The 14,129-nt window shown below is 45.5% G+C and carries 13 protein-coding genes; all 13 read right to left on the bottom strand.

Annotated features, from left to right (window positions below; translation table 11 throughout):
- Positions 1–7: 7 nt before the first annotated feature.
- Genes acpS through QQL36_RS13925 form a run of 13 tightly spaced genes read right to left on the bottom strand, consistent with a single transcriptional unit; the run spans position 8 to position 14,109 of the window.
- The gene (gene acpS, locus QQL36_RS13985; protein WP_083721368.1) at positions 8–385 is read right to left on the bottom strand and encodes a holo-ACP synthase; all 378 of its coding nucleotides are present in this window, start codon (positions 383–385) and stop codon (positions 8–10) included.
- Positions 382–2,064, bottom strand: a complete 1,683-nt coding sequence (locus QQL36_RS13980) for a C45 family peptidase (protein WP_321570055.1) — start codon at positions 2,062–2,064, stop codon at positions 382–384. The genes acpS and QQL36_RS13980 overlap by 4 nt, the downstream gene beginning before the upstream one ends.
- Positions 2,065–2,074: 10 nt before the next feature.
- On the bottom strand, positions 2,075–3,583 hold the full coding sequence (locus QQL36_RS13975) for an NAD(P)/FAD-dependent oxidoreductase (RefSeq protein WP_321570054.1): 1,509 nt from the start codon (positions 3,581–3,583) through the stop codon (positions 2,075–2,077).
- Complete coding sequence (locus QQL36_RS13970) at positions 3,570–7,424, bottom strand: 1-acyl-sn-glycerol-3-phosphate acyltransferase (RefSeq protein ID WP_321570053.1); 3,855 nt, start codon at positions 7,422–7,424, stop codon at positions 3,570–3,572. The genes QQL36_RS13975 and QQL36_RS13970 overlap by 14 nt, the downstream gene beginning before the upstream one ends.
- A gap of 15 nt (positions 7,425–7,439) precedes the next feature.
- A complete protein-coding gene (locus tag QQL36_RS13965) occupies positions 7,440–8,645 on the bottom strand; it encodes a DUF2062 domain-containing protein (protein ID WP_083721364.1) in 1,206 nt (401 codons plus the stop codon).
- The gene (locus tag QQL36_RS13960; RefSeq protein WP_321570052.1) at positions 8,642–9,013 is read right to left on the bottom strand and encodes a 3-hydroxyacyl-ACP dehydratase; all 372 of its coding nucleotides are present in this window, start codon (positions 9,011–9,013) and stop codon (positions 8,642–8,644) included. Before QQL36_RS13960 ends, QQL36_RS13965 begins: the two co-directional genes overlap by 4 nt.
- Positions 9,013–9,633 carry a hypothetical protein gene (locus QQL36_RS13955; protein WP_321570051.1) on the bottom strand — a complete coding sequence of 207 codons (621 nt, stop codon included), beginning with the start codon at positions 9,631–9,633 and terminating at the stop codon, positions 9,013–9,015. The genes QQL36_RS13960 and QQL36_RS13955 overlap by 1 nt, the downstream gene beginning before the upstream one ends.
- On the bottom strand, positions 9,611–10,249 hold the full coding sequence (locus QQL36_RS13950) for a LolA family protein (RefSeq protein WP_083721361.1): 639 nt from the start codon (positions 10,247–10,249) through the stop codon (positions 9,611–9,613). Before QQL36_RS13950 ends, QQL36_RS13955 begins: the two co-directional genes overlap by 23 nt.
- Positions 10,242–11,003, bottom strand: a complete 762-nt coding sequence (locus QQL36_RS13945) for a polysaccharide deacetylase family protein (protein WP_321570050.1) — start codon at positions 11,001–11,003, stop codon at positions 10,242–10,244. The genes QQL36_RS13950 and QQL36_RS13945 overlap by 8 nt, the downstream gene beginning before the upstream one ends.
- Positions 10,997–12,016 carry a beta-ketoacyl synthase chain length factor gene (locus tag QQL36_RS13940; protein ID WP_321570049.1) on the bottom strand — a complete coding sequence of 340 codons (1,020 nt, stop codon included), beginning with the start codon at positions 12,014–12,016 and terminating at the stop codon, positions 10,997–10,999. Before QQL36_RS13940 ends, QQL36_RS13945 begins: the two co-directional genes overlap by 7 nt.
- A gap of 5 nt (positions 12,017–12,021) precedes the next feature.
- Positions 12,022–13,230 (bottom strand): beta-ketoacyl-[acyl-carrier-protein] synthase family protein, encoded by a 1,209-nt coding sequence (locus QQL36_RS13935; protein ID WP_321570048.1) that lies wholly within the window; start codon positions 13,228–13,230, stop codon positions 12,022–12,024.
- A 3-nt stretch (positions 13,231–13,233) separates the two neighbouring features.
- Positions 13,234–13,497, bottom strand: coding sequence for a phosphopantetheine-binding protein (locus QQL36_RS13930; protein ID WP_083721357.1), 264 nt, complete (start codon positions 13,495–13,497; stop codon positions 13,234–13,236).
- A 51-nt stretch (positions 13,498–13,548) separates the two neighbouring features.
- Positions 13,549–14,109, bottom strand: a complete 561-nt coding sequence (locus QQL36_RS13925; RefSeq protein ID WP_321570047.1) for a hypothetical protein — start codon at positions 14,107–14,109, stop codon at positions 13,549–13,551.
- Between the last annotated feature and the right edge of the window lie 20 nt (positions 14,110–14,129).

Below are 14,129 nucleotides of genomic sequence, written 5' to 3'. Positions count from 1 at the left end.
CAGGTTTTCAGACTTCAATGATCACAGTCGCCACCGCAGTGGTGTTAATGTGTGACAATGAAACCAAAATCTGTTTGATCTGTAGCTGTTCGTAGTAGGAGCGGGCATTACCTATCAGCTCTAGCAATGGCTTGCCGGTAGCATCATTGGTAATCTCTATTTCATTGAAATGTACCCCGCCATGCATGTAACCGGTACCCAGTGCTTTCAACAGGGCTTCCTTGGCTGCAAACCGGGCGGCATAGTGCTCTTCGCTATGTACCTGCTGCTCGCAATAGGCGATCTCGTGAGGGGTGAACACAAGTTCCTTAAAACCAATTCCCTTGGCTATTTTGGCGCCTATGCGTGCCACGTCAACGATATCTGTTCCTATGCCGTAGATCATGATTTTTTATTACACAATTCTATTTGTTTCCGGATATGGATCTCTTCTGATTTGTTCGCGATCACCTTAGTGAGTGCTCTTTCATAAAATACTTTTGCTCTTTGAAGGTCACCATGCTTAAATGCATAATCACCAGCCACTACATAAGCATGGTAAAATTCAGGATCCAGCGCTGGTATCATGCCAGGATCCAGGTCCACTCCTGCTTGTGCAGCAACTTTTAAAGAACGATATACTTTAAAATTAGTAAAGGCTTTTGTTTGCATGAATGGATCAGGTGCTATCATGCGGCTACTATCGTACACCTCATGATCCGTTTGTAAACCATGCATGCTAAAAATGGAATCCAGGTTGTAGCATACATACTCTCCCAGCTGCCATGGCGCTGTAGATACCCATACCAGCTTCTTCTTTGGTTCAAATACTACGGAGTGATGTGCAATGAACTGGTTGATTGCTTTCTCATTACCTACACCAATATCTTTACCATGCAGACCAAAACGGTCGCGCAGAATATCGACAGTGTTTTGAACTGTATTCGGACCTTTCTCTTTTAGCAGTTCGGTCAGGCGCTCAAAGCGGTAACCGGAAGCTGTTTCATCTCTCTGCCTGATATTTTCAGGCGTCGCTTTAAAGTTCTCACCCTGAAAGTGATTGGTGCAGGTGATGAAGTTCTTTTTAGGATCATACAACTCCATGCTGTCCGGTGTCTTTTCAATGATGGCGGCACGGTTGTCAAATGCTGAACCAATCAGGAAAGACTCAGATACGAACATGGTATGCTTCTTTGCGATCGCATATGCTTCGTCGATGTTCTTTGCATACTGCAGGATCTCTCTCGCGACCAGCGATACAGGCGTTGCTGAACCGGTAGGGATCTTACTCTTATCTGCATTGATGGTCACTGTCAAACCTGCCTGGTTCATACCTGATGCACAACCGGTGAAACCAGCCCAGGTCACAATCATAAAGTTGAACCCTTTGTCAGGATGATAGAAGGCTATCACTTTGTCTTCTGCAAACTTATCGCCTACATAAAAGTCGAAGTTACGGCCTATGATCAGGCTACTATCAGCAGAAGCGTCATTCCAGGTAGCGAAGCTGGTACAACCCACCAGTGCCATATTCTGCAATGCGTGACCAATGTCGTGTGCAGCGTGGTAGTTGAGCAAGCGCTCATAGTTAGTGCCAATGAAATCGTATTTGTCAGAAGCAGAGAAAGAGATCCCGTATATTTCTTCCTTATTCTCTTCTTCAATATTATTAGCCAGGTTACGGTTGAAGAATCCTACGAAGTAGCGCAGGAACTTCAGATACGACTGGGAAGGGATCATCTTCTTGATCTGATCCGTGAAGTTGTCTTCCTGTCTTTTTACCAGTTCTGCAGAGAGCTTGCCATAGATCACTCCTCTGTCAAAAGGCTTTCCTTCTATATACATTTCATACAGACCACTGTTGCTCTTACGGAACCAGTTGTTGCCAATGGTATACGCCGTTGAATCCAGTGGTTTACGCTCCAGTTTCAGTGCACGCTTGTCAGCAATATCCGGTGGATGGATATGACCTACGCTCACTACATAAATGATCAGCGCTATCAGCAGCAATAAAAAGCTACCAAAAATAAATAACAGCGCTCTCCCCAATTTGCGCCATCCGCTCCGTTTTTTCCCCTTATTCATATATAATTTCTTAACTCTTATTTATCTCTTCCACGATGGTTTCAATATCTACTAACCCCGCACAGGTCAGCACCGCACTCATCGTTACACCCAAAATACCATGTAAGTTCAGATTTTGGCCTGTAAGATACAAATTAGGTATTCTGGTTGCTGCAGGAATCATAGACTTTAACGGTTCTCTAGCATCTTTGACTACGCCGTACATACTACCTTCCGGAATGTTCAGGTAGTCGCGGTACGTGAGTGGTGTGGCCACATACATGGATTGGATGCAGCTACGCAGGTGTGGATATTGCTCCGAGACCATATCCAGCAGCTTTTCAGCTTTCTCCGTTTTAAATTCCTGGTAACTGGCATCCCGTTCGTGTGGCTTATCATCAGTATTAAAGGTATCATGCCATTGCGCCACATCTTCGTAACGCATATAGGTCATAATAGACAGGTTATCAGCATATTCCTCGTGACCGGTACTCGCCGATACGAACATGGCATAAGTCAGCGGCCAGTTGTCCGCTGTATAATTAATGCCATCCCATGCATTGGAAGTGGCGTGATGATATATGTTGTGATTCAGGTATGGGAAAGTATTGGGCTTCAGTACCACATTGATCATAAAGGTACCGGGCGTATTTTCCAGTGAGTTAATGCGGGACTTGTAAGCATTACGCAATCCGTCACCTTTTAACATACCGATGGTACGGGCAGGGTGCAGACCGGAAATGAAATACTTTCCTTCTATTTCCTTACCGTCTTCCAGTACGATATGACTCACCTTCCCATCTTTCTCTACGATTTCCTTTACTTCCGTATTGCGAATGATGTCACCACCCTGTGCACGGATCGTCTTGTTCAGGCTACGGGCAATGATGGAACCACCGTCTATACATTTCCAGGCACTTTCTATATAGCTGTGTTGTACCAGGGCGTGTACATACAACGGTGTTTTTTCAGGAAAACCAGCATAGAGCATGTTATTCCCGGCAAGTACATGTTGCAGGCGTTCATCATCCGTGATACTTCGCAGAAATGCGCAGACCTCTTCGCCCATTACACTTTCCTTTTCAGCGGCACTACCCATTCTCAGGTTAAAGAGTGGGAATTTGCCACATACTTCTTCCAGTTTGTTTACATAGGCATGCAAGGCATCCTTTTCTTTTGGAAAAGATGTTAACAGTTGCTGAATAAAGTTATCACGTCCCTGGGCTATTTTATACACCTGCGGCTCGTTGCCGAAATGGATATGATCGAAACCATCCATCTCCATACGAAGCAGCTTCATGTTGTTCAGTACACCCAGGTACCTGAACACTTTGTGAAGGGTTTGTCCATCTTCCAGGCCACCCAGATAGTGTACACCGGAATCAATAATTGCCTTGTCGCGCGAATAAGTTTGCAGACATCCACCTATCTGCCTGTTCTTTTCATATAAACAAACGCGATAACCATACTTGCCGAGGATGGCTCCGCAAACTAAACTGCCCAGGCCACTTCCGATAATTATGACATCATATTGCTGCATCTTCAGGGGGTAACTTTTTGATAATAAAAATAACATTCGAGGTATAACGCGTGTTATCAATTTTCTCCATCACGGCGCCATTAGCTGCTACAATGTTGGCGATTGCGGATGAGGAGAAGAAAGACAAGGGTTTATCTTTTGTCTTGTTGAACCCAAGCAGTTTGGTAGAAAAGAATTCAGTGAGACGGGTACCTTCATGCCTTTCGGTGAGGTCACTATCTCCATCCCTTACTATGATCACGCCACCCGGTTCCAGTTGATTGATGCACGCTGACAGTACTTTTGCCTGCTCGTCCGCTTGCAGGTAGTGCAATACATCTGTGATTACAAATGCATCGTACCTGTCAAATGTATAATTGGTTACGTCTACGCATTCAAATGACAGCTGCTCTCCTTTCAGGTAGCCATGCTGTGCAGTGATGATCTTATCTTCATCATAATCAATACCCTTAATCACTCTGTCAGGCGACATCCAGTGGAGCATATAACTCAGGAATCCATATCCACAGCCTACATCCAGTATACGCCCTTTCTTTGGCAACAGCTCATCGAACAGTTCATAGTTACCTTCCAGTTTGGTTTTGATACGCATGTACCATTCCAATACCGGGCCTTTGTAGATATAGTTATAGATCATCTGCTCACGATAGTAGGCAGGCGTTTCTATGGACTGACGCAGCACTTCGTACTCTGCTTTGAAATAACGGCTCACCTCCTTGGTACGTGCAGCATAGCTATCGCCGGGTGCAATACGGGGCAGGTATTTCACCGTGATATGACCATCCTTGAGCAGGAAGTCATTCTTACTCATGGTGTAACCCGTGCCATGAATAATGATTGGTAAAATATCAAGTCCTAACTGTTCTGCAATATAGAAAGCACCTTTGTGGAAGCGTTTCATTTTACCGTCAGGAGAGCGGGTACCTTCAGGATATACTACTATAGAGTAGCCATTGTCTACCTGTTCTTTCAGTTTCTCAATACTACCTTCTGCACCATCTGCCACCGGGTAGTAATCAGCCATTCTCACCACTGCACCAAATACAGGTGAGTTCCATACCCACTTACTGGTGAGCAGCACCACATTCGGATGCAGCATAGTAGACACCAGGATATCGAGGAATGACGTATGATTACTGATGATGACAGCTGGCTTATCCAGCTTTTCACCCAAAGGATTGATGATCTTCTTTTTTACATTGCCCATGATGTATATCACAGACCATGTGTATTTTGATAATACGCGATGATATAATTGCTTACCAACTTTTCTATTGAATGGATTGACACGGAGCAGGAACCATCCTATCACCGTCATAAGCAGACAACCGAATACAAAATAAGTGAAAGAAAATACTGACTTCAGCCAGCCATGCAGTGTCCACGGCGCCCTGCCTTTATTGACCCTGTTGGTAATGAGCCAGTTGAACAGGAACGGAATCAGTACCTGTGATACCAACACTACGGAGGTGATACCAATGATAGAGATCAATGCCAGCGACTTCAGGGAAGGGTGTTTTGCAAAGATCATCACACCCAGACCTATGATAGTAGTGATCGCTGACAGGAAAATGGAAGAACGGAATGAAGACAGATTCTCTTCTTTCCCCGTCTTGTATCGTTGCAATAACCCATCCATGGTAAAGATGCTGTAATCGTCACCCAGACCAAAGATGAATGTACTGAGAATAATATTCACAATATTGAAACGGATACCAAACAGCCCCATGATACCCAATATCCACACCCAGCTGATGGCCATGGGGATAAAGGTGATGATGGTGAGTTCTATACGACCGTATGAGAGTAACAATGCAAAGAATACCAGCAATGAAGTCATCCAGGCAATGCTGCTGAATTCATTTTGTAATACGACCACTAAACGGTTCGTTACATATTGCTTGTCGAGAATGGTGGTATTGGGATCGTGTTCCAGCTTTTCGTAGATTGTCTTTTTCTGTGCAGGATCTACTTTCAGCAGCGTTACGAGCGATATTTCACCATGCTTTTCTGTGATAAAATCGCCTAATGACCCTGTACGCAGATTCTGTAAGGTCGCATCCGGTATATGTTCGAAGTGCTGGGTGAGCCAGTGTGCAAATGGTTCGAAGGCAGCGGGTTTAAAACCTACAGCAGGACCATGCTGTTGCAGATACGCAATGACCTGTTGTTTCTTCTCAGGTGTCCAGTATGCGTTCCATCTTTGGATACGACGTTGTTGTTCCTGATTCGAAAGTAACAATACATTCACACCAGTATACTTTTTCACAACACCCTGTTGTTGTAACTGATCCACCTTTGGCAGCAATGCTTCGCTGCGTTGCAAGGCGGTTTCCAGGTCGGGACCTTCGGTGATCAGGTATACGGATTGCGCAGTGTAAGCATTGACCTTATTGAGGGTAGCTTCTGCTTCTTTCAGCTCAGGACGCATGAAGTTCATACGCATCATATCGCTTTCAAAAGCTACATTCTTCATAGTAAAGAAGAAGATCACCGTCAACACAAGAATAGCACCTACCAACCATTTATTTTTCTCCGGTTTATAAGTAGAGATCTTATCTAACCAGGTGTCATGATGAGCTACTTCTTCTCTCTTCCCTAATACAATCAGATGCGGTAAGAAAATAAGGGAGAATAATGCAGCCCCTATCAGACTGAATGCAGCAAAGATGCCCACATCCTGCAAAATAGGAGATGCTATGAACTGTAAACAAAAGAAACCACCGATCGTGGTAAAGCTACCGATCGTCATCGGTGTCGCAAGGTCATTGATCACCTCACGGATGTCGGGGAAATGTCGGTAATGGTTAAATACATGGAGGGAGTAGTTGATCGCAATCCCCAATACCACCGCACCTACACCCAATGCAATACCAGAGATGCTACCCTGTACCAGCCAGATGCAGGCCAGTGAAAATAAACCACCGAATACTACCGGCAGCATCAGTAATACCGCTGCTCTCTTCTTACGGAAATACAGTGGAATCAGTATCACAAATACAACAATGGTAATGCTCAGTGTAAGCACCAGGTCCTTTTTCAACTGTATCGCATTACCTGCTGATACAGCCGTTCCTCCAAAATAAGAAGCGGTCGTAAATGAATGATATCCCTGCAATGAATCGATCTGCGCCTGTAGTTCATCTAAGAAAACAGTGTTCTTTCCCGTTGCACTGGGAGGATACCTGGGAGTGATAAACATTAAGATGTGCTGATGGTCTTTCGTCATGATGTAACCATCATACAGCTCAAAATGGTCGTCGTATTGTAAGTGTTGTAATTTCTTGATACCCAGCCAGGACATGCCGGTAGGATCCACGCCGATCACTTTTTTCACCACCAGTCCTGCCGGTGAGATCAGGGTGTTATAATTGCTTTGCAGTGATTGCTGTAATCGCTCAGGTGTGATGAGTGAATCGATACGTGCATAATCCTGTTCTTCCAGGAATACAGGCAGATGATCCTGCATTACCTGCATCATATCCAGCACGGTACTATCCTGTACCTGTGCCTGGATCTGGTTCATCCAGGGAGCCAGGTGTATTTTTGCACTATCGGCAAGTTCACCGGCAAATGCAGTAAGACTATCAGGTTGTGCAGCAGCAGTACTGTCTTTTTGTGAAATAGTGATGACCAGCTTATCAGCAAAGTGTGAATCATTGAACACCTGCTGTAGCTTATCGAGGGTTTTATCCTGGGGCAGAATACGGGTAATATCCTCTTCCAGCCGGATCTGCCACGCCCCTACGCCTACCAGTACAAAACTGAATAGCATACAGGCCCAGCACCATGCTTTGTGACGATCAAAGAAATTGTATATGCCTACGAATAATTTGCCCATACTGATAATGCTTAACTAAATTGGCTGGTCTTGTTTTACAGGATCGTTCCTGAATATAGAAAGTAATGCATACACTATCAATCCTGCCAGCAAGCCAGCCACGATCGAAAGCGTAATACTACCATAGAGATATTGTTCAAAGTTCAGCTTCACCGTTTCAAAGCTCAGTTGCTTGCTAAAGTTGATGGTCATACTGCCATTTTTCATCCAGAACTTACCTGTTGCAAAGCTGACAAAGATGATAAAAGGGATCATGGGCGGTACGCTGATATTACATGCTATCAGTACCAAAGCCTTGTTGAGTTTTAATCTCGCTGCCAGCAGGTAAGCGCTCAGTAGCTGAAAACCCCAGATGGGTACGATACCCAGGAACACCCCCAACGCGATGGCTGCTGCCTTCTTCGCATTGGATTCATTCCTGTTCAGAATATGATCATTCCAGATACTCTTCCAGCTCTCCTTTTTGAAGAGGTAGCGGATAAAGTCACGTGGCTTGATATACAGAAAAGTGATCAGCACCAATACCGTGTTCAATACACTGATACGGGAAAAATCACGCAGCGGGCGGAAGTGAGAAACCCGCTCTTCTGCTGGCGGATAATATACCTTTACAGGCGCTGAATCGATGCCTATACCCTTCCAGGCACTGCGCACCATTACTTCTATTTCAAATTCATATTTTGTACACCAGAAGTGCATGCCCTTCATAGCATATATTGGATACAGGCGATAACCGGATTGTGTGTCCGGCATTTTCAACCCTGTTTCCACATAGAACCAGAAGTTGGAAAACTTGTTGGCAAATGTATTTTTGCCGGGCATGTTTTCCTGTTGCAAATTACGTGCACCAATCACGATGGACTTAGGATGCGTGCTCACCATGTCCAACATCACCGGCAGGTCTGAAGCAAAGTGCTGCCCATCAGCATCCATAGTGATCACATAATCATACCCCTGCTGCATGGCGTACTTAAAGCCTCTGCGCAGGGCAATACCTTTTCCTTTGTTAGGCGTGTACTCCACCCGTTGAAGGTGCGGAAACTCATCCAGGATAGCAGTAGTACTATCCGTGCTGCCATCGTTCACAACAATCACGTGGTGAGTATAGGATAATACATCCTGTAGCACAGCTTTGAGTGTGCCGGCATTGTTGTAGGTAGGAATCAATACGGCTACTTTGCGTGCCGAAAACTGATCGTTGTATATTGGCTGTTCCGTCATGAAGCGGTTACGAATGATCCCTGAAATTTCATAAATGTGAGCACATCAAACTTCAGCGAGGCTGTCACTTTGATTTCTCCTTCCTGTTCCTTGTGCTGAATAGTCACGTCCACCTGCGGGTTTGCATTTGGATCGATCATGTTCAGGAACTTCATCTGGCTGGCTTTTTTCAGCACCACCTTCTGCTGTAACTTGCCTTCCAGTAGTTCCTGGATGGTTTGCATCATCGTTACACCAGGGACCACAGGGCGCCCGGGGAAATGGCCTTCAAATACAGGATGCTGCGCATTCAGCACGATACGATAAGTGGCGCTGTCTGCTGCCTCCTGTAATGTCTGTTCCAGTGTATATAATTTTCCTGCTAACATTATTTCTGTACGCGTTGTAGTGAAATATTAAATTTGAATCCCTGATGTCTGATCAGGATTGTATCCGGCACACCATTTTTATAATCCGTGAGCCAGGCTTTTACTACCGGTTTGCGGGAAGATGATTTTTCAACCCTTTCCAGCTTTGTACAGGTAGTGTCGGTGATATAATAGTTGTTCCCTTTTGCTGTAGGCACGACTACATAGCGAAACTTATCATCCTTCTTAACTGTTGCCTGCCGTAAATCAGGATGTAATAATACCAGCTCAAAATCCCCTCTCAACGTCTTCACGACCGCCTTCTTATCCATCTTGTCCATCATGTAATGCTTGATGAACTGTCCGTCTTTTGTAAACTCAAAGTCGAAGAATTTAAAGCCCATCTCATTTGCAAACACCACCCGCTGACTGCTATCCGGCATTTGCTTGAAAAACAGTAAACCACTCAGGTGATGTTTCATCACATCTACCTGTGTGCTGTACAATGTATTGTCAAACTGTGGTCTGAACTGCGTAATGCAGGCAGGATCGCCCGTTGTCTGTCGCAGGTCTTTGTATACATTGGTACAGCTGGTCAGTATGCATAGTAGCAACAGACTATTTAGCAGCAAAAGTCGCATCCGGTATATTTACATTCAGTTGTTTGTGCAGAAAGCTGATGGTGGTATTGTCTCCACCGGCTTCGTACATCTCAATCTTATTCACAGTCAGATCTTTCTTGTCTACCAGCAGTACGATCGTCTTGAAGTACTGTGCCAGCTGTTTGTTCACTGGTGTCATTTCCAGCAGGTAACCAGCGGTGCTTTCAAGGATGGTGGTTTTAAAATCTGCATTGTCCACTACATTCCCCTGTACACAATCCACAGTGATCTTGTTGATCTGCTCGAACAGTTTGTTGCCCTTTGTAGATACATGACTTTCTTTCTGACCATCTTTAGTTTTGATGTCTTTGCCATTCATCACCAGCAGGTAGTACGATGGAGTGGTATACTCCATTCTTACCTTATTTTCTTTCTTGAACCAGAACTTACCTTTGGAAGTGATCTTGTCTGCCAACATGCTCAGGTTCTTTTCCTGCACGAAATCACATTGTATAGACTGCGTCTGACGGGAGGCTGTGGCAAACTGCTGCTTGAAACCAGCTATGTCTGCTACCGGTTTATATCCCTGATGCTGTTGGGCATTTGCCTGCACCACACCACACATCATTATCAATGCTATTATCCATCTACGCATATGCGGGTATATTTAGTAATTGATCAATTCTTTTAATAGTATATCCCTGTTCACGTATGTGCGCGATCAATGCCGGCAGTATTTCTACTGTGAGGGGGATTGAATCATGCATGAGAATGACAGCACCAGGTTTCAAACCAGACAAAATCCTGTTCATCAGTTCATCTGCCTGTTTGGCCACTGTATCCAGCGAACGGATATTCCAGCCAATGGCCGTGTATTTTCCTCTCTGTACAGCCCTGCGTACATTCGGATTTGTCACACCATAGGGTGGGCGGAAGAGGCGGGGCCTTTTGCCTGTCACCTGTTCAATAGCGGAATCTACCTGTTGTAATTCTGCCAGCATTTTCTTTGCAGGATACAGGTCAAACCAGAAGTGATGGGAGAAGCTGTGATTCCCGATCACATGTCCTTCTGCATCTATTCTATTCAGCAAAGCTTCCTGTCCTGCTATCCTGTTGCCAATGCAAAAGAAAGCAGCAGGTGCCTGTGCTTTGTGTAAAATATCGAGTATCTGTGGGGTAAATTCAGTGAGTGGACCATCGTCAAATGTCAGGGCCACTACTTTCTCTGAGGTCTCTGCAGCACATACTGCTTTCAGAAAAAAGCCCGACTGAATCTGCATGGCGCCCCATACGAGTGCGCCTGAATAAGGAATAAACAGCAATACAAATGCCCACCATGGCAATGACAGCCATAGAAACAGTGCAATAAGTGCAATCAGGACGATATTTGTATTCCGGTGTGTCAGCATATTGATAAGAGGATCATCGAATGATGCGTAGCATCATGATGATTGTACAACAATAACTTCTTTATCGATGATGGCGCATTTCCCTTGAATAATACAGCAGGTGAAACTTCCTGGCTGGCAATGATTCTGCTGGCCATCCAGGTACCGAATGCATTGGCAGTAGGATACTCTCCGCACAGATGTTTAAAATGCGCCACAGGCAACTCACTAAATAACTTATTTTCCACATGCTCATACCACGCATCCCCTGCCGGGTCACCGTTACGACCTGTAATAACCAGGTCTACATCTTCCTGACTACAATTATGTGCGGCAAGAAAACCAACGATATCAGCAGCCACTTCTTCAAAAGAATCCGGTTTATACAACACAGACACTCCTTTCAGTTTCGCAATGGCATTCGGCCCCTGCTTTGTGCTGAGCACAAAGCAGGCGGCGCCTTCTCCGGCATGCGCATGTTTAAATAAATTGAAACGGGAAAGGATATTAAAGCTGTGATTCGTCAGCTCATCCATCGCCCCTGCCAGTATGTTGGATATCTTTCCTTCGCGCAGCTGCATGATACTATCTATGAGTGCATGTTCGAAAGAAAAGCCCTTGTGTACAAAAGTATTATTATAAGCATGGCATTCCAGTAGAAGAGCTATCTGTCCAGCCACTGTATTGTGGGTAGACTGTATGAATGCCGTTGGTGTCAGCATTTCTTCGTTCTGGTTAACCATTTTGGTGAGGAACACACCTGTATCATCCAGGCAACCATATGCAGTGCCTGTGATGATGCCTTCCGGTTTGGAAATCCCAGCTTCCTGAAGACTCAATTGTGCTGCAGCTACGCCCATTTTAATGACACGGCTCATCCTGCGGATCATCTTGATGTCGATCCATTGCTTGTAATCAGGTTCTGCCGCTTTGAGACGGATATTGTCGTACAAAGGCGCGGCCGATGGCAAACGCCCTTCTATCGCTGTTTCCAGCGGCGAGACACAACCCGTTCCATTTATGTAAATGTTCATAGTTCCTAACTATTTTCCTTCGAGAAGACAAGGCTGGAACAGTTTCCGCCGAATCCAAAAGAGTTTGACATGACATTGTTGATCACATTGCCTTCTGAAAATTTTGTCACCGGCGAAAAGTTCAGTTCCTTCATCTGATGGCTGAATTGTGCATTGGGGTAAAGATAACCCTCTTTCACTGCCAGTGCAGCAAATACAGCTTCTATACCACCACTGGCACCCAATGTGTGACCGGTGAACGATTTGGTGCTGCTGGCCGGAGGCACGGCATTCCCAAATAAACGCTGAATGGCAGTACCTTCTGACAGATCATTGTTGAGTGTACCTGTACCATGCAGGTTGATATAACTCATGTCCTCAGTAGTGATGCCTGCCATTTCCATCGCTTGCTGCATAGCCAGGTAGTTACCAATACCATCAGGCGAAGAAGCCGTTTGGTGGTAAGCATCATTGGCATTGGCATAACCCGTCAGTTTACACCATGGCTGGATGTCCATCTTTTGTGCAATGGCATCGCTGACCATTACGATGTAGCCGGCGCCTTCTCCAAGGTTCAGACCAGTGCGGGTATCGTCAAATGGACGACAGGCTTTCTGATCGAGGATCATGAGGGTGTTAAATCCATTGAGGGTGAAGCGGGTCAGGGCATCCGTACCTCCTGCAATCACAACGTCGACCAGGTTGTTTTTGAGCAATCTGGCGCCATACATAATCGCATTTGCAGAGGAAGAACAAGCTGTACTGATAGTAGATACATGATGGCGGATGCCCAGCATATCGGCTACCAGTTCAGTGATGCTGCCACATTCGTGGTTGACTACATCGCGCAATCTGCCGGATTGATTATCCTGCAGGTATTCGGCGAAGAAGTCTTCCGTTTTGTCCATACCCCCTACGGTATTGGCTGAGACGAGACCTACCCGGTATTCGCGGATATTGCCCAGCCTTGCGCTCTCCCATGCTTCCTTTACAGCAACGGCACTGAGCAGTGCTGTTCTGCTGATGTGGGCAGGGAGACCTGACTTTGCAGCCAGCGTAGCGTTGTCAGCTTTTACTTCTACTACCGGAAAGCTGTCGCGATGTGTGGAGGTCAGGTATTGCATAGTGGTCATACCCGGCTTTATTTGCCGGAAAGCCGCAATACACTCCGGTACGTTGTTACCAATACCGCAAATGACGCCACCACCTAATACCCAAACATCGTTTCCGCCCATGGTCTATTGATTTTGTTGCTGATGTGCTGTGATGAAATTGGCAATTGAGCGTACGGAATGAAAGATTTCAGGTCCCTGCTCAGGGTTGGCAATACGAATACGATAATGTTGCTGCAGCAGAACGATCAGTTCCAGTGCATCGATGGAATCCAGTCCCAGTCCGTCTTTGAACAGGGGGGTATCGTCGCCGATATCCTCCGGTTTTACTTCCTGCAGGTTCAGTTGCTCTATGATCTGGGCTTTGAGTGTAGCCATCAAATTTTCCATGATATTTTTATTTTAAACGGCGTGCCCCACTGTGTGGGCCACGGAAAGAAATTATTTTTCTATCTGATGAAGGATCACTTCGTACTCACTTCCCATCACCTCTACCCATCCGCACAATACGGCACTTACGGCTCCTTCTGTCAGTAACTGTTTTGTATAATCCATGAGCAGCACCTCATCATAACGATCCGAAGTAAAGAACGCATTCTCTCCTTTGAATCCATGACGGATGCTGATCTCCCCCATTACTATATTGGCCAGCGTGTATACAAACAACGCCGGACTGGGAAATTCCTTTATTGAATCAAAATACCGCAGGTCTGTATCCAGACTGGCGCTACGATTGGCTAATATCAATCCGACCTGCTCAGGTGCATACCTGGTAAACGGTCGGTGCTGTAACAGGACTTCTGCCGCCAGCCATCCCAGCTTGCTGAGATGATCCATCTTATGAAATTTGGGATACTGCCCTGAAATATGATCATACGCCGCCCGCAAAAAGTCAGGCAATGGCTGATTTTCAGGTGTCTCCCAGATCACCTCATTATTCCTGTAGATCCGGTTGTTCCGGATCACCACACTTCCTGTTATATTTAGCCCGGTGCTATCCAAATCTTCGCTATTAAATGATA

Origin of the sequence: Chitinophaga sp. LS1 (assembly GCF_034274695.1) — a bacterium.
In the GTDB taxonomy this organism is placed as follows: Bacteria; Bacteroidota; Bacteroidia; order Chitinophagales; family Chitinophagaceae; genus Chitinophaga.
This window is presented reverse-complemented; position numbering and strand designations above follow the sequence as displayed.